Genomic DNA, 18908 nt, shown 5'->3' on the forward strand with positions numbered 1-18908 from the left:
CTTCTTTCTTCTCACCTCTTTATGATTACCTCTTGTCAGTATCTCCAAATCTTCCCTCATGAAATCGAAAAAGGCAGGGAACCCTTGATCACGCAAGGATTTCCTGCCTTTATGATTAGATCGTCCATAAACTCCAATCGCCCCGCCTCTTGCCGGACGCATCGACCCAGCGCAGCGTCACGTCGAACAACTGGTCGCGGGAAGCCTTCGAAGAGAAGGTATGGTCGCCCTGCAAAATGACTTCTTTATCGCAATTGCCCTCTTTGCGCAGCCAGAACATTTTCTGATAGAGGAAGCAATAGTCAACGGGAATGACCGTATCCGCCGTACCATGCACGATCAGCACATCGCCTGTGTAGCCGCGAAGCTCCGTGAGCGGCTGATACTGCGCGAGCGAATCGGTGAAGCGCTTCGTAAACTGGTAGTGCATATGGTCCGTCGACCCGGTTTCTTCGATCTCTTGTATCGCCTTAGTGCCGATAATGTTGCGGATATCCATGAACGGATGGGCGACCGGCGCCCACATGACGAGCGACTTCACGCGCGAATCGCGGGCTGCCGTCAGCACCGCTACCGCGCCGCCAAGGCTGTGGCCGACCAGGATCAGACGCTCTGCATCGACCATGTCAAGGCTTAAGGCGTAGTCGATGACCGTACGAGTTTGCCCGATCAGCTCATCCAGACCGCCGCTTCCATAGTCGCCCGTACTCTCGCCGCAGCCGCCGTAATCGAAGCGCAGCACGAGATAGCCGCTGCGGGTCATCCGGTCAGCCGCCTCGACGAACAACCGGTCCGTTCCCATCCGGTTGCCGATAAAGCCATGGCAAATGATGATAAGCGGATATTTGGCCGCATTCATGGCTTCGCTTTCAATACGGGGATATTGCAGGACGCCGGACAATTCCAGGTCGCCGCTGCGGATTGTGATCGGATGATTCATAATCGGCACCACCTTATTCCTATAATTCCTACCTACTTTGTTGGAATTAAGAATAACATGGGAAATACGCTGACGTCAATCCGCTTTTTGACCATCGCCAGGGCCGACATGCTTAAGCGCCTCACGCATGCTTAGCGGCGACAGTTCTGTTGCCGCGACGAATTTCTGCACCGCCTCCGCGTCCGTCTTCGCATATTCCCGGAGCGCCCAGCCGATCGCTTTGCGGATGAAGAACTCCGGCTCATGGGCTGCCCGGCGAATCAGCGAGAAGAGCAGCTCCGTGTCAGTCCGTTGTTTATAACCTAGCTGAAACAAGATCGCGGTGCGGCGCAGCCACATATTGTCCGAGGAGATCCATTTCTCCGCATACACCGGCACCAGCTCGGGGTATCGCGTAAACACGTTTCCGACAAGGTGGCTCGCCAGCAAATCGACCGTGTCCCACCATGAATGCGTTGTAATCAGCTCTTCCAGCAGCTCGATCTGGGCAGCCGACGCATCCTTCTTCCGCTTCTCCAGCAGCATCATTGCGGAATAATGAAATTCCCGTTCCGGCAATGCCCACAGCTCGCGCACGATTGCCTCCAGCTCCTCGCCTGCCGGCACGCCATGCTCCTTCATGAATTGCTTCACCAGCGCGTTCCGCTCCGGCGTCCGAATGCCGAGGAACGGAAACAGATGGCGCATGTACGCCTCCATTGGCTCCGAGATTTCCCGGCTTGCGTGAGCTCGAAGCATGGCTTCCATCTTCCTTGTATATGTGTTTTGTTGTATCTCAACAGACATGTTTACAATCAGCCCCTTTGTCCCGATTATAACAAAGTCGATGGGAGATTTTCACATTGATCACATTCATCACCCGGGAAATAACTCAGTTAGCGGCAGACCAGAATACAAAAAAAGCCGGCTGAGTGTCTATTTGGAACCCTCAGCCGGCTACAGCGTCATTTCAGCTGCATCATCGTATGGCGGCCGGTAGCTTTGCCAACATAAATCGGCTCTGCATCTGGCCTAACTTGACAAATCATGTCATCTTTTGTCTATATGTCATATATAATAACACCGAGTGTCGAGATGCTTTCAGGCCGGCGAATGCACGCATGTCCCGATCACCCGGACTGGCGCCCGTTAAGTTTACTTTCTCGCTCCGGCCAACCATCTCGCCGCCTCTATGCGCTTTCACTCGCATCCATACCCAAGCCCGCGCCCGGACCGGCACTGGACCGCCCGCCCGCGCAGTCGCCCACGGCTGCGCCCAGCTCAGCCCCACCTTCCGCAGAAGACCCGCCGCCGCCGAAATATTTGCTCATCGCAACCACCATGCTGCCCATCCGCTCTTCCTCCGGAAACAGCACACGCTCCACGCCTTCTTCATGCATCGCTTCCGCGGTGACCTTGCCTACGGCAACCGCCAGCACCCGATCCGCGAAGGCGGCACGCACCGCATCCAGCTTGCCCAGCTTTGCTGCGATACCCATGACGTAACGCGCCTGCACCGTGCTCGTGAGCGCGACGGCATCCACTTGGCCGCTAACGATCTCATCAATGAGCGTTTCTACAATATCGCCCTGAGGCGGAATATGCCGGTATGGCAGCAGCTCCTCGCAGAGCGCGCCGCGTCCGGCAAGCTCTCCGATCAGCCTTGGCGCAGGATCGCCGTACAGCTGCAAGGCGACGCTCCGCCCGTACAGATCGTGAGCGCTCATCGCGCGCAGCAGCCCGGCCGTCGTGCCGTCATCGTCGCGGACCTCGGGCGATATGCCGAGCTTACGCAGTACGTTGACCGTCTTGTAGCCGCGAGAGGCGATGCGCATCGCGCCCAGCGCATGTACAAACCGCTCCGCCAGACCGAGCCGCTCGGCCGTTTGCAGCAGCGCCTCCGTACCGACGCCGGTCGTCAATACCAGCCAATCGGCCGGGCGCGCGATCAGCCTGCCGAGCTGCCCGCCCACCCGCGAATCGTCAAGAAACACCGTTCCCTGCGCTGGGCGCAGCACTGCCGCACCGCCGAACTTGGCGATCATTTTGCTGAGCTCATCCGCTTTGCGCGGCCCTGTAACCGCAATTCTCCTGCCTTCCAAACGCGCCATCGCCGCCGCCTCCTTCGCTTCAAACCATTCGCGCCGCTTAACCGCCGTCCTCTTCCTAGGATACCTTTCTCGCGCCAATCCCCTCCGGCACCCGCAGCACGACATTCCCCGCTCCGTCCACAAGGGTCGTGTACGCGGCGACACAACCCTCATCCGGCGCTTGCACGAGTCCGTCATGCAAATCGATCTTCCAATCATGAAGCGGACAATAGACATGGTGGTCGCACACGATACCTTCCGACAGCTTGCCGTTCTTATGCGGACACCGGTTCTCGACCGCCCGAACCGAGCCGTCCGATAGCTTGAACAGCGCCAGCTCCACGTCGCCCAGGCGTACGACGCGACCCGCCCGCTCCGGAAATTCCGAAATATGGCCAATGACGATTTCATTCATTCTCTCATCCGCTCCTATCGCGGCTGCCGCATGCAGGCGGCAGCGCCGTTTTCTATTTTATGACTTCGCAATTCCGTCCGCCGCTGCCGCCGCTGCCGCATCGACCGGCGCCGTCAGCGCATCAAAGGCGCTGCGCAAATCGTCATTCTCGATAATTTGCCGCCACGGGTCTTTCATCAAATCGAGCGTCCGGTCGATCCTGGCGTTGAGGGCGTCCCGGTCCTCCTGCTTCTCAAGAGCCGCCTTAATCGCATCAAGCCCGATCCGGAGCGACCACTCGCTCGTGCGCTCCATATAGTTGGCCGTCTCCCGATAAAGCTGCAGATAAGCGCCCGTCCACGCCAACACTTCTTCTTCGGTTTTCACCTTCGTCAGCAAATCGGCTGCCCGCACCCGGGTACCGCCGTTGCCGGCCACGTAGATCTCCCATCCGCCGTCAATCGCGACCACTCCAAGATCCTTGATGGTCGCCTCCGCGCAGTTGCGCGGGCAACCCGAGACGGCAAGCTTCACCTTATGCGGCGTATTCAGCCGCTCGAACTTCTTCTCGAGGTCGATGCCCATCTTAATGGCATCCTGAGTCCCGAACCGGCAAAACGTATTGCCCACGCAAGTCTTCACCGTGCGCAGCGCCTTGCCGTAGGCATAACCGGACGGCATATCGAGGTCCTTCCACATGCCGGGCAGATCTTCTTTCTTGACGCCCAGCAGGTCGATGCGCTGTCCGCCGGTTATTTTGACTAGAGGCACTTCGTACTTTTCCGCCACCGTCGCGATTTTCTTCAGATCCCCCGGCGTCGTCACGCCTCCGTAAATGCGCGGCACGACCGAGAACGTGCCGTCCTTCTGGATGTTGGCATGATTGCGCTCGTTCACAAAACGCGACTCCAACTCATCCTCATGCTCCTCCGGGAACGCCATCCCGAGATAGTAGTTAAGCGCAGGACGGCACTTGGAGCAGCCTTCCGAATTGTTCCACTCCAGCACATGCATGACTTCCTTCGTCGTCGTCAGATGCATCTTCCGGATCGCGGCGACGACCTCGTCGCGGGTCAGCGTCGTACAGCCGCAAATGCCTTCCTTGACCACGGCCACTTGATCGGCTCCCAGCGTTGTTGTCAGAATAGCTTCCACAAGCGGCTTACAGCCGCCGCAGCCGCCGGAAGCCTTCGTGCATGCCTTTAGTTCGCCTACGCTTACGCAGCCCTTCTCCGTAATTGCCTCCACCAACGTATCCTTCGTCACGCCGTTGCAGCCGCACACGATTTCATCGCCGCTCATGGCGCTTACCAGTTCGGCCGTACTTGGCGCCTTGCCCGTTCCGCCTCCGCCGGACGGCCCAAACAAGACCTCCTTCTCGTTCCCCGTAAAATCCTTCCCGCTCCGTATAACCGAGAACAGTCTGGAGCTGTCGCTCGTGTCTCCGAACAAGACGGCGCCGATTACTTTGCCGTTCTCGAACACGACCTTCTTGTAGACACCGTCCAAATCATCCTGCACGCGCAGCGCCTTCGTCCCGGGTCCATCCACGAAATGGCCGGCCGAAAACACGTTCACGCCGGATACCTTCAGCTTCGTCGACAATACCGAGCCTTGGTAGCCGTCGCTTTCAACGCCTGCGAGCTTCTTCGCAAGAACCGCGCCTTGTTCGTAGAGCGGCGCAACCAGCCCGTAAACAACGCCGCGGTGTTCGGCACACTCACCTACCGAATAGATGTTAGGAATGCTGCACTCCATATGGTCATTCACGACGATGCCGCGGTTTACTTCAAGTCCGGCACTCTTCGCCAGCTGCACATTCGGCCTAATACCGGCTGCCATAACGATCAGATCGGCTTCTTCGTGCGTCCCGTCCTTGAACGTCAGCCCGGTTACCCGATCTTCGCCCGTAATGGAATCGGACTGCTTCTCGAGCAGAAACTTCATCCCCTGCCCTTCCAGCTCCGCCTGCAGCATCCGCGAAGCCGTCGCATCCAGTTGCCGCTCCATCAGATAGCCGAAAATATGCACAACGCTGACTTCCATGCCGAGATTGACCAATCCGCGCGCCGCCTCGATGCCGAGCAAGCCGCCCCCGATGACGATCGCTTTGCGGTAGTTTTTGGCCGTCTCGATCATCGTCTCGCAGTCCTTAATATCCCGGAACGCAATAACCCCTTCCTTATCCGCGCCAGGCAAAGGAAGCATGAATGGCAGCGAGCCCGTCGCAAAAACAAGCTCATCATACGGCAGCGCCAAGCCTTGGTCCGTCGTGACCATGCGTGCCTCCGTATCCACCGATGTCACCAGCTGCCCGGTATGCAGCGCAATGCCGTTATCGCGGTACCAGTTCCAATCGTTCAAAATAATATCCTTCATACTGGCCTCTCCCGCCAGCACGGAGGAGAGCATAATGCGGTTGTAGTTGGGGTGAGGCTCAGCCCCGATGATGGTGATCTCATAACGCTGCGGATTGAGCTTCAGCAGCTGTTCGACGAAGGAAACGCCCGCCATTCCGTTCCCGATCATGACTAATTTTCTTCTCATGGCTTATCTCCCCTACCCATTTTTTACGGAAGCAAACAAACGCTTCTCCTATCGCTTTCCGGCAGCAGCAAGTAAACAGAAAAAGCCTACCTTTTCGTCGCAGTTGACGAATCAGATAGGCTCCATTGCCGGATGAAGAGGGCACGCCATTGTGCCGTCGTAAAGTATATGGCTAAGTATAGACCGCGAAAATTCTTATGTCAATATATATAACATAAAATTGTAAATTATGTGACACAAAGAATTTGGCGCCGCATAAATTGGGGAAAGGTTCCAATTGACCGTCGACATTCAGAGGGAGGGTATGTTATATTTTATTACAAATTGCAGGCAGTGTGCCTAGCCGAGGTGAGCGATGATGAAATCAATCCTCGTGGTTGAAGAGGGAAGACCGCCTGTGTCGATGCATAGCTTGCAGCAAAATTGCCGAACGTTTCACCGGGTCGCAAATGAGGATGAGGCAAAGGGCTTCATCAGCGTTGCGGATGCGGCCGTGATGCATGTACCGCTGGAGAGAATGCAGCATTGGCAGTCGGCCATTGCCGGCATGAAGCGGCTGCCGACGCTGTGGCTGTGTTCCGAGAAGGCCGTGCCCGGCGAAATAGACTTCGGCTTCATGCTTGACGGTGTTCTCTTCAGCTCGATGAACACCTTGGAAATGGGGGTCGCGCTCAAATGGGGACAGCGCGTGTTCCTGCAGCGAAAGCGCTGGGCCGAGGAACGGGAGCAGCTCCTCCAGCGGATCGACGAACGGAAATGGATTGATCAGGCGAAAGCCGTTCTCTGCGAAATCAAAGGGATTACCGAGGCGGAAGCGTACGATTTTCTCAGGAAGCAGGCGATGAATGAGCGTAAGCGGATCGGTGATATTGCGGCTTCGATCGTGAAAGTGTACCAATTGATTCACGGGTAATACACGGTCACACCTTGTCTCCCCCGGCCTTACCGATAAAAATTTATGTAATTTATGTGTTAGATATATTGACATTCTTTTTACACCACCCCTATAATGGCAACTAAGATCACAATGACGTGAATCGGACGAATACAATTTGGCTTCCACACCGACGTGGAGCCGCTGGCAAAGAGGCCGTATTGCAGATAACCCCTGCAATGCGGCCTTTTCTTTTGTTAGAAACGCTTACATTCCGAATGTTTGAGAGGAGATTGAAACAATGATGAATCGCGATGGTTTTTTAAAGAGCGGACACACCCCTTCCTTGCTAAGCGCTTTTCTGTACTTTGACATGAGCTTTATGGTATGGGTGCTGCTTGGCCCCCTTGCCGTCATTATTATGGGCGACTATCCGATGGATGCCGCGCAGAAGGCCAATCTTGTCGCGCTGCCGGTGCTGGGCGGCTCCATTCTTCGTCTAGTGCTCGGTTACCTCACGGACGTGATCGGACCGAAACGGACCGGACAAATCGGCATTGCGCTTACCATGGTGCCGCTCGTCTGGGGCTGGAAATTCGTCGACTCGCTAAACGAGCTCTATATCGTCGCCTTGCTGCTCGGCGTGGCCGGCGCTTCGTTTGCCGCCGCGCTGCCGCTGGCGAGCCGGTGGTATCCGCCGAAGTATCAAGGGCTGGCGATGGGCATCGCCGGCGCAGGCAACAGCGGGACCGTCTTTGCGACGCTGTTTGCCAATCGGATTGCCCAGCATTTCGGAGGCTGGCAGGTTGTTTTCGGACTTGCGCTCATTCCTATCGCGCTTGTATTCATCGTGTTTACCCTGCTGGCCAAAGACAGCCCGAATCAGCCGTCACCGCGCAAGCTCTCCGATTATGGAGCGGTGCTGCGGCAGCGCGATACGTGGATGTTCTGCATGCTGTATGCCGTTACGTTCGGCGGCTTCGTCGGCATGTCCAATTACCTGACGATCTTCTTCAACACGCAGTATGGACTTAGCCCTGTCCGGGCCGCTGATTTCGCGACGGTCTGCGTCATTGCGGGCAGCTTCTTCCGTCCGGTGGGCGGGTGGCTGGCCGATCGGCTCGGCGGCATCCGCATGCTCATTGCGCTGTACGCGGTTGTGGCCATCATGATGGCCTGCATCTCCACGCTGCCGCCGCTCGCGGCCATGATCGCGCTCTTGTTCATCGCGATGATGGCGCTTGGCATGGGCAACGGCTCGGTTTTCCAGCTGGTGCCTCAGCGCTTCCAGAATGAGATTGGCATCGTAACCGGCATCGTCGGCGCCGCGGGCGGGCTCGGGGGCTATTTTCTCCCGAAGGTGCTCGGCAATTTGAAGCTCTCCTCCGGCTCGTATACGCCCGGCTTCCTGATTCTTAGCGGCGTCGCGCTGCTCTGCATCCTTCTCATCTTCCTCGTGCAAGGCGCTTGGAAGAAAACCTGGATCGGCAGCGGCGGCAAAGCGCGCATCGATTCGCCGGCCATGCAAAACACCGTCGCATCGTAGCCGGATGACAAGCTAGCCCACACCCGCCAGCGGAAAAGGAGGAATCATCATGCGCGGATTACCGATAGCAGCGGACCCCGAAGCAGAACGCATCAGCTCCCACTGCTGCTTCTGCAGCATGCAGTGCGGCATCGAGCTGCATCCGGCTTCCGGTCCGGCCGGATTCGAAATCAAGCCCAGCCCGGACTTTCCGGTCGCTGCCGGCCGGCTGTGCCAGAAGGGGTTGAACGCCTTAGGCCATACCGTTCATGAGGAACGGCTCCTTGCGCCTTATCGCCGCAGCGGTCCGGCCTTGCCGGGTGCGCCCTGGCAGCAGACCGGCTGGGAAGAGGCGCTTGACGGAATCGCCTCCTCGATCCGCTCCATTCAAGAACGGTACGGCCCGCATGCCGTATCCCTATTCGGCGGCGGCTCGCTGACGAACGAGGTCTGCTACTTGCTCGGCAAGTTTGCGCGCGTGGCGCTGCGTACCAAATATATCGATTATAACGGACGCTACTGCATGTCCTCCGCCGCCGCCGCGCAAATGCGCGCCTTTGGCATCGACAGGGGCATGAACGTCCCGCTTGACGATTTGCCGATGGCGAACTATATCATCTTGGCGGGAACGAACATTGCCGAATGCCAGCCGACAATGGTTCCGTATCTGCTGGCGGCCAAGAAGCGCGGCGCCATCATCGTCACCATTGATCCGCGCCCAACGATGACCTCCAAGCTGGCCGACATCCACGTCAGCTTGCAGCCCGGGTTCGATTCCGTCTTCGTCAATGGCCTGCTGCATGTCATTTTGAACGAAAATCTCTACAACCAGGCTTATGTGGACGCCTACACCACCGGCATCGAGGACGTGCGGCAGGCAGTGCGGGATTTCCCGCCCGATGCGGTGTCCGAATATACCGGCATTCCGAAGGAAGTGATCCGTACCATCGCGCGCGGGTTCGCACGTGCGGAGACCGGCGTAGTGCTGACCGCGCGCGGCATTGAGCAGCAAATCAACGGCGTGGAGCACACGCTGAACTACATCAATCTCTGTCTGTTAACCGGCAAAATGGGCCGTCCCGGCTGCGGCTTCGGCCCCGTCACCGGCCAAGCCAACGGCCAAGGCGGCCGAGAGCATGGGCAGAAGGCCGACCAGCTGCCGGGCTACCGCATGATCGACGACCCCGAAGCAAGGCGGCACGTTGCCGCGGTATGGGGAATCGAACCAGAGGAGCTGCCGGGCAAAGGCGTATCCGCGTACGAGCTGTTCGATCGGATTCATGAAGGCGAAATCAAAGCGATGATCGTCCTCGGCTCCAATCCGCTTGTATCGAGCCCGAACAATACCCGCGTCGAGGAGGCGCTGAAGAAGCTGGAGCTGCTCGTCGTGATCGATCTGTTCGAAACGGAAACCGCCGCTTATGCGCACTGGCTGCTGCCGGGCTCGACGTTTCTGGAGGCGGAAGGCACGCTGACCAACTTGGAAGGCCGCGTTTTCCACCGGCCGCGCGCGCTGCAGACGCCGGGCGGCGTGATGGAGGATTATAAGCTGATCTCGATGCTGGCCGACCGGCTGGGCCGCGGGCAATATTTTCAATACGGCTCGCCGGAAGCGGTGTTCGATGAGCTGAGCCGCGCGACCGCCGGCGGCAAAGCGGATTACAGCGGCATGAGCTACGCGCGGATCAAGGAAAGAAAAGGGCTGTTCTGGCCGTGCCCGTCGCCGGAGCATCCGGGAACGCCACGCATGTTCGAGAACGGCGTCTTCTACCATCCTGACGGACGCGCCAAGCTGCACGGCATCGAGCCGAAGAAGCCCGCCGAGACGACTTGCCGCGACTACCCGTATATTCTGACGACGGGCCGGCTCGGCAACCACTACTTGAGCGGCACCCAGACGCGGCGTACGGCTGCGCTCATGAAGAAAGCGCCGGTTCCCGTCGCGGAAATCCACCCTTCCGCAGCCGAGAAACTGCTGCTGCGCCCGGGCGACCGCCTCCGCCTAACAACGCGCCGCGGCACGTTGGTCATCGATGTGAAGGTGGTGCAGGATATCCACCCGACGACCGTGTTCGTTCCGTTTCACTGGGGCGGGGAGCACTCCGTCAACAAGCTGACAAGCGATGCCTTGAACCCGATCAGCCGCATGCCGGAATTCAAGCTGTGCACCGTCCGCCTTGAGCGGGTGGCGCCGTAATGCAAAACACCCCCGTTTGAAGAGCGCCAATCGCGCATTTAAACGGGGGTGTCCTTTTTTTAGCTATTCAACTGCCGCAAGAATTGATCGTACAGCTCGGGATTGTTCAAGTTAATGAATGCCGCTTCCTCTTCCGGTTCGCATGCAAGCAACACCGTGTCGAGCTCGCCGAGGAGCCCCATAACGCGCAGATCTCTTCGCTCGAGCCGCTGGGCGAGGGCATCCACGATGCCGGAGTGATAAAGGGCATGAAACGGCTGGCCGTCCGTTCGGATGACATCCGGCTTGCCGGCCGCTTCTTTGGCGGTGGCAGCGGCCGCCGTTTCCGCCATTCGGCGGAAGAGCGAGGGCGACAGCAGCGGCATGTCGCAGGCCATCACGAAGCCATAGCCAGGCTCCGGCAGCGCCGACAACGATGCGTGCAGACCGGCAAGCGGACCGCAATCGGGATACCGGTCATGAACAAATTGAACCCGGCTCTGCAAACCGTTAAGATGCTGCCTATACGATTCCTCCCGCTCCCGGTTACCGACAGAGACAATAATCCGGTCAATGCTCAGATCAGCCATTTGTTCCGCAATGATGCGAAGTAATACCGTCCCATGATCCCCAATTGGTAGCAGCGCTTTATCCGTTCCCATCCTTGTGCTGTGCCCTCCCGCAAGAATAACACCCTGGATGTTCGGTTGCGATCGCGACATTGCTTTCCCTCCATAAACCCATTCATTTATCCAAGTATATCATGCTCCCAGGAATCTATTGAGTCATAAAGAACATAAAAGGCTCCCCGTAAATGCGATCATGCCGCATCCCGGGGAGCCCTTGCGTTACTTGCCGATCAAAAAAATATCGGACTGCGGCGTGCTGATAAACCTGCCGCCGTCTTTTGTCACCACAACGATTTCTTCCTGTCCCACGCATCCTCTTGACGTCATGATGGACGGCTCAATCGTGAAGACCATGTTCTCTTTCAATGCCGCTTGTGGAACGCCCAGTTTTAGACTGATTCCGCCATCGTGACCGAATGACCCCAGTTGATGGCCCAGTCCGCCCTTCCATTTCGGATAGCCGGCTTGCCCGAAGGTCTGCTGCACCGCTTCAATGGCTTCTTCTGCATACTCGCCGGGCACTACTTTGCTTGCCGCCTCGCGAATGGCGGTCCTGACGGTGCGAAACGCGCGTTGCACTTCTTCAGGCGCCTCCGACTCGCCATCCTCCAGCACATAGTAAATCCGCTGCAAATCCGAGCAGTAACCATTAAGCTTTATCCCAAAATCGACATTAATGACATCGCCCCGCCTGACCTTAATATGGGGGCTGGGGCCCGTATGCCCCACGACCGTTGCCGTCCCGACCATAACGATTGGATTGTAGTTGTCCGACCATGCGGACGCCGCGCCGCATTGCCTCATTCGCTCACGAAAGAAATCGGATATCTCGACCTCGCTCATGCCCGGTTTAATAAAACTCGCGGCCTCTTCATAGATTCGCGAGGTGGCTTCAATCGCCTCTTGGATGAGCGCCAGCTCTTCCTTGGTTTTCTGCCCTCTCACGCCGGCAATCAATTCGATAGCCGAAACGATACTGCCTTTATAATTCATTTCGGCAAATATGCTTTGCAAAAATACATACATGCCATAGGTTAGGCCGTCGGCAGACACGTCATGTTCCGAATAGTTTAAAGCGATGCAGGAGGGATTCAGCGCTTGCAGCACTTCGATAAACTTTTCCTTGAAGGGCTGCGCCCCATAGCCGACCGTCTCGTCATATAAACCCTGTCTAATGACGCCTTCAACATCAAGCTCATGCACAATCGCGATTTTCCTGCCGGTCCTTGTCACTAGAAATGCTGAAGTGCCAACGACATCGCCGCGGAAAATGAAAGGCAGCGCCGGTTCGGTATTCATCATTGATTCTCTGCAAACGGTAAGCCACATATCGATGTCGAGCTCCTGCAGGAGCTCGACCGCTTTCTCCAGCTTCCCCTTCTGAATCAATTCCCTCTCCTCCGATCTGATTCCCGCATCTATTCGCTTAGCTCTTGCGCAAGCCAGCGCGCCAAACGATCCCACAGCACGCTGTAATGCTCCCACTCGCATAATGCCGGCGGTGCCCAATGCGGGGCGCAGTCCGTCGCGTAAGCTAGCGTCCGGCCCTTGCCGTATGTGCCGACAGCGATGATGGGATCATCTTCATTTGCTACCAGTACCTCAGCACCGGCTTTCGGAATCAACCGGTTATAGCCAAGGATATACGGCCAAGCTTCCGGCAATCCGTTCAATATCACATGCGACTCCGGATTGGCGCGCAAGTCCGCCCCTTCCGGGATTTCCACGCGGTCGTCATACGGAAGAAGCGTCACCGGCAAAATCTCTTCGATCGGAGTGCCCTTGTATTTCCCCTTTGCTTCAATCCCCTGAAACGTCATATAACCGCCGATCATCCCATACCCGCCGCCGTTTGCCACATACTCTTTGATCAGCTTGAGCGTATTGACGGTGCGTTTTGAAAATCTCGCCGTCTCCGGGTGCAATAGCATCGTATTGGAACCGACATCGCTCATGAGGACAACGTCATATCGGCTGAGGCTGTCCAGATCCGTCGGGAAATCCAAATGAACCCGGTGACAGGGGATATGGGTAAACCGGTGACCCTCTTTCTCAAACACTTTTCTCATGACGATGGCGGATTCATGGTACCTTGTCGATGTAAAGCTGTCGTAGCCTTTAAATTCGATCGTGTGCGCGACGACCGACTCCCCTACAAATAAGATCGATAATGGCTTTTTCATGGAAACATCCCCTTTGCATAGTTTGATCGATGCCTCGTTTCACCGACTATTTGATGCCGGACAGCTTTATACCTTGCACAAGATGCTTCTGGAAGAAGAGGAAGACAAGAATAACCGGAATGACTGTTAGCGTCCCCCCGGCCATGAGCAAGGCCTCCTCCGAGCTGCGCTCCGAGCGGAAATTGCCAATGAATTGGGTGACTTGAAACAGCTTCGGTTCCGTAATGATCAGTACCGGCCAAATGTATGAGTTCCAATACCCCAGGAAAGAAGAAATACCGATAATGACGAACGGAGGGTAGGAGAGCGGCAAGAAAATATGCCGGTAGGTCCCAAAGCGGGTACTGCCGTCTATTAACGCGGCTTCCTCCAGCTGGGACGGGATATTAAGGTAGAACTGCCGCACGAAGAACATATGGCCTGCTGATGCAATACCGGGTATGATCAACCCCGCCATCGTATTGAGCAGATGCATTTTCGTCACCACGATAAAGATCGGAATCAAGAGTGCCGTTCCCGGAATGAACATCGTGATGATCGCATACACAAACAGCGTGTTTTTGAAAGGAAATTCAAGACGGGCGAACGCAAAAGCGGATAGAGATGCGATAATAATGGACAAGAACATAAATATGACCGCGCCTACGAACGTAATCAGCATCGATCTGGAAAAGACGGGATCTTTAAGAATCATGGCGTAATTGCTCGTTATCCATTCTTTCGGGAAGAACCGGAACGGCGTGACGAGCACTTCAGCCTTGCTCTTGAACCCCGCGATCGCCATCCAAACGATCGGAAACAATGCCGCGGCGGCCACTATGAAACAAACCAGATAATGAATCCAAAGGAGAGCATTCTTACGTCCGGTCACCATGAACACCTCACATTCGTCAGTCTGCGGCTTTCTCCGAATTTACAAGCCTGAACAAGACAGCCGCCACCGATCCGCACACGATAAACAGCAGAATGGCAGAGGCGATCGTATTGCCCATTAGGATATCGTCACGGAAGTGATTGAATATGTATAGGCTGGGGGTTTGCGATTCTTCCAGCGGCCCGCCCTGCGTCATGACCATCGGCAGAACCAGCTCTTGAATCGATCCGTTGAATCCTAGCACCAGTAGGAATAAGATGACGTTCTTCATGAGCGGCAGCGTAATTTTAAACATCTTCGTGAATGATCCGGCACCTTCTAGTTCAGCCGCTTCGTAATAGGATTCCGGAATATCCAGCAGACCTGCGAGCATAATAAGCGCGGTCAAACCGAAACCAAGCCAAATGGCCGGAACGGCAATCGCGATCAGCACGGTCTTGGTATTGCTTAGCCATGCGATTTTGTCCCCGCCCAACAGGCCAACGGCATAATTCAGGAACCCGCCTTGATATTCATAGATAAACAAGAAAATGATTGATGCGATGACGCCAGACATGATGGTCGGTATATAGATCGATGTTTTAACAAAATCGGCCGACTTCCCTCGCAGATGTCTCATCGAATGGCCGAAAAGGAAAGCAAGTATGAGACTGGCAGGCACCACGTACAGCGAGAATTTCAAGCCTACAATGACGGATTTCGTAAACTTCGGATCCAGAAGGACCTGGCGGTAATTTTTGAGTCCTACAAATTTCCAAGGATCATAGAAGCTCCAGTCCGAGAAGCTGACATACCAAGCGTACAAAAAAGGAATTACGGCGAACACGGTAAGCAAACCGATCAGCGGTAAAATCATTAGATATGCGGTTAACCATGTATTCCATTTCGTAGAGATCCGCATGTTAAGTCCACCTTCCAGTGTCAAAGAGATGCGCGCGGAAGAGTCTCTCTTCCGCGCATGCCCCATTCGATATCGAATTCAATGTCTGACGGTTACTGCGTTTGCAGCGCCGGATTCGTTCCCGCCAATTCTTTCAGCTTAATAATATCGTTGATTTCTTTCTCCGCTTGCTTGAGCGATTCCATCGGATCCTGACCGGTCAGAAGTGAACGCTCAACAGCGCTTCCGAATGCAAAGCTGACTTCCCAAGGATAGAGCGGTTCGCTTGCCGCATATTGAACGATCTTATCCGTAATCAGCTTGCGCCACTCATCATTCGCGGAAGCCGGATCCTGACTAATCAGATCGTTAACGGATTTGCGCGTAGGAAACTTGGCGAAATGGCCTTTCTGGAAGAAGTCCATCATAATCTTCGGATCTCCGCCGATAAACCAGGAGAGGAAGTCCGCGGCTTCTTGCGGATGCTTGGATTTGGAATCGACGACCAGCGTCCATCCGCCAAGGGTAGCCGTTGCTTTCGTGTAGTCGCCGTCCGGCGATGGCATAACGGCTACGCCGACGTTATCTGCCATATCCTTATAGGTCGTGCGCAGCTCGGAAATTTCCCATGAGCCGCTGATCTGCATGGCCACCTTGCTTTCTGCCAGCGCCTTAATGCCGCCCAGCGATTCCTTCGGCACGACGCCTGCGTCATAGAATCGTTTATAGAAGTTCAGCAGGTTCAAATACTGCTCGTCCGCTACGGTCGCTTTCGACCAGTCGTCACTGATAACGCGGTGTCCGAGATGGCCAACCTGCAAGCCCCAGTTGGTCCAGGAATAATCGTAGGCTTTCGAAGCCATCTGCAGCCCGAATCGGTCGCCTGTCGTTAGCTTCTTCGCATAATCGAACAACTCATCCCATGTCACAGGCGCTTTCTCAGGATCCAGGCCCGCTTCCTTGAACAAATCTTTGCGATAGAAGAGGACTACGGAAGGCTCCACCAGCATCGGGAACGCGTAGTGGTCGCCTTTGATCGAGACCATTTTGTTGACGTTATCGAGCAGGTCATTCCATATATCCGGAGTTGTATATTGATCGAGTCCCAGGATTTGGCCGGTAGCTTGTCTCGCTCCGATATCGCCGTAGTAAGTGTTCCAAATATCCGGCGGATTCCCTGCGGCCTGAGCCGCTTTGATTTTCGTATCCCACGCGTCGCCAGGCACGACCGTCAGATTCACTTGATGGTTCTCATGTGTTTTGTTGTATTCGTCTACATAGCGGGTATACCAGTCGATGTTATAGTCTTCGAATTTGTATACCCAAAGCTCCGTCGTCACTTTTTCTTTCGGCTTCTCGCCATTCGTTGCGCCGGCGTCGTTGGTCTTGGCCGCATCATTCGTTTGGGCTGTGTTCTCTGCGGACGTGCCGTCATTGTCTGTTGAATTCGAAGAAGAGCATCCGGTTAATACTAGGGATAATAGAACAGCCGAAGAGACTGTTTTGGAAACGATACGCTTTTTGTCCATTGTTATTCCTCCCCGAATGAATGTACAAACCGATAAGTTTGATTTTTGTTTATTTCGATTGCATAAGTTTAAATAATGAAAGCGCTATCTAAAACAGCCAGAAATAAAGTGCCGAAAGGCACTTATTCCTCATTTCCCCACAACATCGGTTCATTCCCTTTAGACTTGCGCCATTCGTGCCGCCATTGATGGACGGCCCTAACGTTGATTTCCGGCATGTTGCCTCTCTGATCCTTTGCCGGCAGCGCAGGAAACGGCTTATGCGGCTCGCTCTGGTACCAGTAGGCAACGGTGGACAGATCCAAGGTCAAACTGTTGTCATGACCGTGCTCGATACTTGCATGAAGCGATTTCTCGAACCGGATCGGATCCTCCAGAAAGAAGCGGTAGCAATGCGTGCGTCCCATCCAGCCCAGCTTCGATGGAACCTTGGCATAGCCGAAATAAGGATGCGCGTATTCTTCGTTCGGACACCAGGAGCTGTTGAAGAAATCCTCCGTCCCCGTTCCGTGCAGCGAGCCCGGCCAATCTTCGCCATCGATCAGCCACATGTCATCTCCCTCGCCGTACCACATCGGACCCGGATTATCCACATAGTAATTAATCCCTACAAACTGCCCGCTGCCGACGATATCCGCGAACACATAGTTGTGCTCGGTGGTTGGATTCTGCCCCTGTGGACCGATGACGCCCCATTCGGTTTCTCCCTCTTCAGGATGAACGCCTGTAACTTCACGGTTCCACCATGCATGGAATCTGCCCTCGGAGGCAGGAATCGACTGATGTTCCTCGAAATCGATATAGTAGTAAAAGCTGTTAATCGGCTCCGAAGACTGGTTCTCGATCGAAATTCGAGCGCCGTTTCCGAATGGCATCGGGAAATAACTGTTAAATGCTTTTCCCTTGGCCGGAGCCGCTGCCAGCGGGAGTGAGGCGAAATTATACTCTTCTCCCCATCCTTGACCGAAGAAATCGCCGATCGGAGCCTCAACGCTTGGGGATTCTTCCCCGTCCCAGTACATGCGGATGACGGCATTCCGGCGAATGAACCGGTCAGGCGTGCTGATGGTAATCCAAATATGCTTAATGATGCCTGCCCCTGCAATGACGGCAATGTCCGCCGTTTCACCTGCAGGAATAGTGATAAAATCCGCGTTCCCCCCGGAACGGTCATAGCTTGAAATTCGCTTTGTCTTAATGCCCGGCTGTATCTTGCTGATATGGTTTAACATACGTCTCTCCTTTCGGGTCTAAGTGGCTGGATAGCAGATGATCTTGTTTGGATAGCTTGATTATATAGAACGGTTTCAGCGAAAGTATTTACCAAACTAAATTGAGTTTTTAACAATCATTGCTCTCATTCTTACAGCTTGAGGAGGCTTACGGACGTTGCAGGAACATGAAGCCATCGAAAAACTAAGTCCTTACATACGGGTTGCCATGGAAAACTTAGCGCCAGGTACCTGGGTTTTGCGCGAACGGGAAATTTGGGATTACGAGATTCTTTATCTGCAGGAGGGGCGATTAATCGTAACCGTTGAGGATGAGAAATACGAGGGGATACCGGGAGATATTTTCGTGTTCAAACCACGCCAGCGCCATTCCATACGCGTGGCAGACGGCAAACAGGTCAGCCAGCCTCATGTGCACTTCGACTTGTTTGAGCAGCCTGACAGTCCGGACCTGACCGTTTCTTACAAGATGTCCGGCCAAATGACAGAGGAACAGCTAAGGTGGTTTCGACCGGATTTGATGTCAGAGGGCCCGCTTGCGCTGCCGAACCATATCCGGCTCCGCCATCCCAAAAGGTTCGAGGCGATGCTGTTTGAATTAATCGAGGAGTTCCAAATGAAGTTAACACTTTATGAGGTCTCATGTAAGGGATTGCTGCTCGCTTTACTCACCTATCTCATCCGGCAAAACACGCTAAGTGCGTCGCTTCCAGGTCCGGATATTCAAGCCGTCCGACGGCACCTTCATGCTAAATGGGAAGCAGAGGTGACGCTCGAGGAGTTGTCCGACCAGTTTAACATCAGCAAGTATTACTTGGTGCGCATCTTCAAAAAGCACTATCAGACGACGCCGATCCAATACCATCGTCAAATTCGGATCGATAAAGCAAAACAGCTGCTGCGCTACTCTAACCTCTCCATTCAGCATATCTCCGACCAGCTGGGGTTCGGCAGCATCCATGCGTTCAGCCGCGCATTCAAAATGGCTGAAGGAATGCCGCCGATTGCTTATCGCACGAGAAGCATCCCTTTGCCGTATCAGGGAGAAAACTAACT

Annotated in this window: 16 protein-coding genes; 4 read left to right on the plus strand and 12 right to left on the minus strand. The window is 55.2% G+C overall.

Annotated features, from left to right (window positions below; all coding sequences use genetic code 11):
- Window positions 1–115: 115 nt before the first annotated feature.
- The 5 genes from DL346_RS23715 to nirB form a co-directional block, all read right to left on the minus strand.
- On the minus strand, window positions 116–940 hold the full coding sequence (locus DL346_RS23715) for an alpha/beta hydrolase family protein (RefSeq protein WP_112884872.1): 825 nt from the start codon (window positions 938–940) through the stop codon (window positions 116–118).
- Window positions 941–1015: 75 nt separating this feature from the next.
- Window positions 1016–1678, minus strand: a complete 663-nt coding sequence (locus tag DL346_RS23720; RefSeq protein WP_240633383.1) for a DNA alkylation repair protein — start codon at window positions 1676–1678, stop codon at window positions 1016–1018.
- A 431-nt stretch (window positions 1679–2109) separates the two neighbouring features.
- Window positions 2110–3030, minus strand: coding sequence for a uroporphyrinogen-III synthase (locus DL346_RS23725; protein ID WP_112884874.1), 921 nt, complete (start codon window positions 3028–3030; stop codon window positions 2110–2112).
- Between the two features lie 55 nt (window positions 3031–3085).
- Complete coding sequence (nirD, locus tag DL346_RS23730; protein ID WP_112884875.1) at window positions 3086–3424, minus strand: nitrite reductase small subunit NirD; 339 nt, start codon at window positions 3422–3424, stop codon at window positions 3086–3088.
- A 57-nt stretch (window positions 3425–3481) separates the two neighbouring features.
- Window positions 3482–5950 carry a nitrite reductase large subunit NirB gene (gene nirB, locus DL346_RS23735; protein WP_112884876.1) on the minus strand — a complete coding sequence of 823 codons (2469 nt, stop codon included), beginning with the start codon at window positions 5948–5950 and terminating at the stop codon, window positions 3482–3484.
- Window positions 5951–6305: 355 nt separating this feature from the next.
- Here nirB and DL346_RS23740 point away from each other — a divergent pair, with 355 nt between their 5' ends.
- The 3 genes from DL346_RS23740 (at window position 6306) to DL346_RS23750 (ending at window position 10546) form a co-directional block, all read left to right on the plus strand.
- On the plus strand, window positions 6306–6863 hold the full coding sequence (locus DL346_RS23740; RefSeq protein ID WP_240633384.1) for an ANTAR domain-containing response regulator: 558 nt from the start codon (window positions 6306–6308) through the stop codon (window positions 6861–6863).
- Between the two features lie 265 nt (window positions 6864–7128).
- The gene (locus DL346_RS23745; protein ID WP_112885086.1) at window positions 7129–8370 is read left to right on the plus strand and encodes a nitrate/nitrite transporter; all 1242 of its coding nucleotides are present in this window, start codon (window positions 7129–7131) and stop codon (window positions 8368–8370) included.
- Between the two features lie 49 nt (window positions 8371–8419).
- Window positions 8420–10546, plus strand: coding sequence for a molybdopterin oxidoreductase family protein (locus tag DL346_RS23750; RefSeq protein WP_112884878.1), 2127 nt, complete (start codon window positions 8420–8422; stop codon window positions 10544–10546).
- Window positions 10547–10605: 59 nt separating this feature from the next.
- Here the strand turns inward: DL346_RS23750 and mobA are convergent, their stop codons facing one another.
- The 7 genes from mobA to DL346_RS23785 all read right to left on the minus strand — a co-directional run bounded on the left by mobA (window position 10606) and on the right by DL346_RS23785 (window position 17852).
- Window positions 10606–11247, minus strand: a complete 642-nt coding sequence (mobA, locus tag DL346_RS23755) for a molybdenum cofactor guanylyltransferase (protein WP_112884879.1) — start codon at window positions 11245–11247, stop codon at window positions 10606–10608.
- 126 nt (window positions 11248–11373) lie between these two features.
- Window positions 11374–12543: a M24 family metallopeptidase gene (locus DL346_RS23760; protein WP_165822643.1), complete on the minus strand. Its 1170-nt coding sequence runs from the start codon at window positions 12541–12543 to the stop codon at window positions 11374–11376.
- Window positions 12544–12572: 29 nt separating this feature from the next.
- Entirely contained in the window at window positions 12573–13337 is a 765-nt protein-coding gene (locus tag DL346_RS23765; RefSeq protein ID WP_112884881.1) for a glutamine amidotransferase, read from the minus strand.
- A 46-nt stretch (window positions 13338–13383) separates the two neighbouring features.
- Window positions 13384–14211 (minus strand): carbohydrate ABC transporter permease, encoded by an 828-nt coding sequence (locus DL346_RS23770; protein ID WP_112884882.1) that lies wholly within the window; start codon window positions 14209–14211, stop codon window positions 13384–13386.
- 16 nt (window positions 14212–14227) lie between these two features.
- Complete coding sequence (locus DL346_RS23775; RefSeq protein WP_112884883.1) at window positions 14228–15112, minus strand: carbohydrate ABC transporter permease; 885 nt, start codon at window positions 15110–15112, stop codon at window positions 14228–14230.
- Window positions 15113–15204: 92 nt separating this feature from the next.
- A complete protein-coding gene (locus tag DL346_RS23780) occupies window positions 15205–16620 on the minus strand; it encodes an extracellular solute-binding protein (protein ID WP_112884884.1) in 1416 nt (471 codons plus the stop codon).
- A 122-nt stretch (window positions 16621–16742) separates the two neighbouring features.
- Window positions 16743–17852 carry a glycoside hydrolase family 172 protein gene (locus DL346_RS23785; protein ID WP_112884885.1) on the minus strand — a complete coding sequence of 370 codons (1110 nt, stop codon included), beginning with the start codon at window positions 17850–17852 and terminating at the stop codon, window positions 16743–16745.
- Window positions 17853–18009: 157 nt separating this feature from the next.
- Between DL346_RS23785 and DL346_RS23790 the strand changes: the two genes are divergently transcribed.
- A complete protein-coding gene (locus DL346_RS23790) occupies window positions 18010–18906 on the plus strand; it encodes an AraC family transcriptional regulator (RefSeq protein WP_112884886.1) in 897 nt (298 codons plus the stop codon).
- Window positions 18907–18908 lie beyond the last annotated feature (2 nt).

The organism is Paenibacillus montanisoli, from assembly GCF_003268025.1.
GTDB lineage: Bacteria > Bacillota > Bacilli > Paenibacillales > Paenibacillaceae > Paenibacillus_Z > Paenibacillus_Z montanisoli.

Coding starts and splice junctions, on each gene's coding strand:
- DL346_RS23715 (WP_112884872.1), bottom strand. CDS start 940: ATGAATCATCCGATCACAATCCGCAGCGGCGACCTGGAATTGTCCGGC.
- DL346_RS23720 (WP_240633383.1), bottom strand. CDS start 1,678: ATGCTTCGAGCTCACGCAAGCCGGGAAATCTCGGAGCCAATGGAGGCG.
- DL346_RS23725 (WP_112884874.1), bottom strand. CDS start 3,030: ATGGCGCGTTTGGAAGGCAGGAGAATTGCGGTTACAGGGCCGCGCAAA.
- nirD (WP_112884875.1), bottom strand. CDS start 3,424: ATGAATGAAATCGTCATTGGCCATATTTCGGAATTTCCGGAGCGGGCG.
- nirB (WP_112884876.1), bottom strand. CDS start 5,950: ATGAGAAGAAAATTAGTCATGATCGGGAACGGAATGGCGGGCGTTTCC.
- DL346_RS23740 (WP_240633384.1), top strand. CDS start 6,306: ATGATGAAATCAATCCTCGTGGTTGAAGAGGGAAGACCGCCTGTGTCG.
- DL346_RS23745 (WP_112885086.1), top strand. CDS start 7,129: ATGAATCGCGATGGTTTTTTAAAGAGCGGACACACCCCTTCCTTGCTA.
- DL346_RS23750 (WP_112884878.1), top strand. CDS start 8,420: ATGCGCGGATTACCGATAGCAGCGGACCCCGAAGCAGAACGCATCAGC.
- mobA (WP_112884879.1), bottom strand. CDS start 11,247: ATGTCGCGATCGCAACCGAACATCCAGGGTGTTATTCTTGCGGGAGGG.
- DL346_RS23765 (WP_112884881.1), bottom strand. CDS start 13,337: ATGAAAAAGCCATTATCGATCTTATTTGTAGGGGAGTCGGTCGTCGCG.
- DL346_RS23770 (WP_112884882.1), bottom strand. CDS start 14,211: ATGGTGACCGGACGTAAGAATGCTCTCCTTTGGATTCATTATCTGGTT.
- DL346_RS23775 (WP_112884883.1), bottom strand. CDS start 15,112: ATGCGGATCTCTACGAAATGGAATACATGGTTAACCGCATATCTAATG.
- DL346_RS23780 (WP_112884884.1), bottom strand. CDS start 16,620: ATGGACAAAAAGCGTATCGTTTCCAAAACAGTCTCTTCGGCTGTTCTA.
- DL346_RS23785 (WP_112884885.1), bottom strand. CDS start 17,852: ATGTTAAACCATATCAGCAAGATACAGCCGGGCATTAAGACAAAGCGA.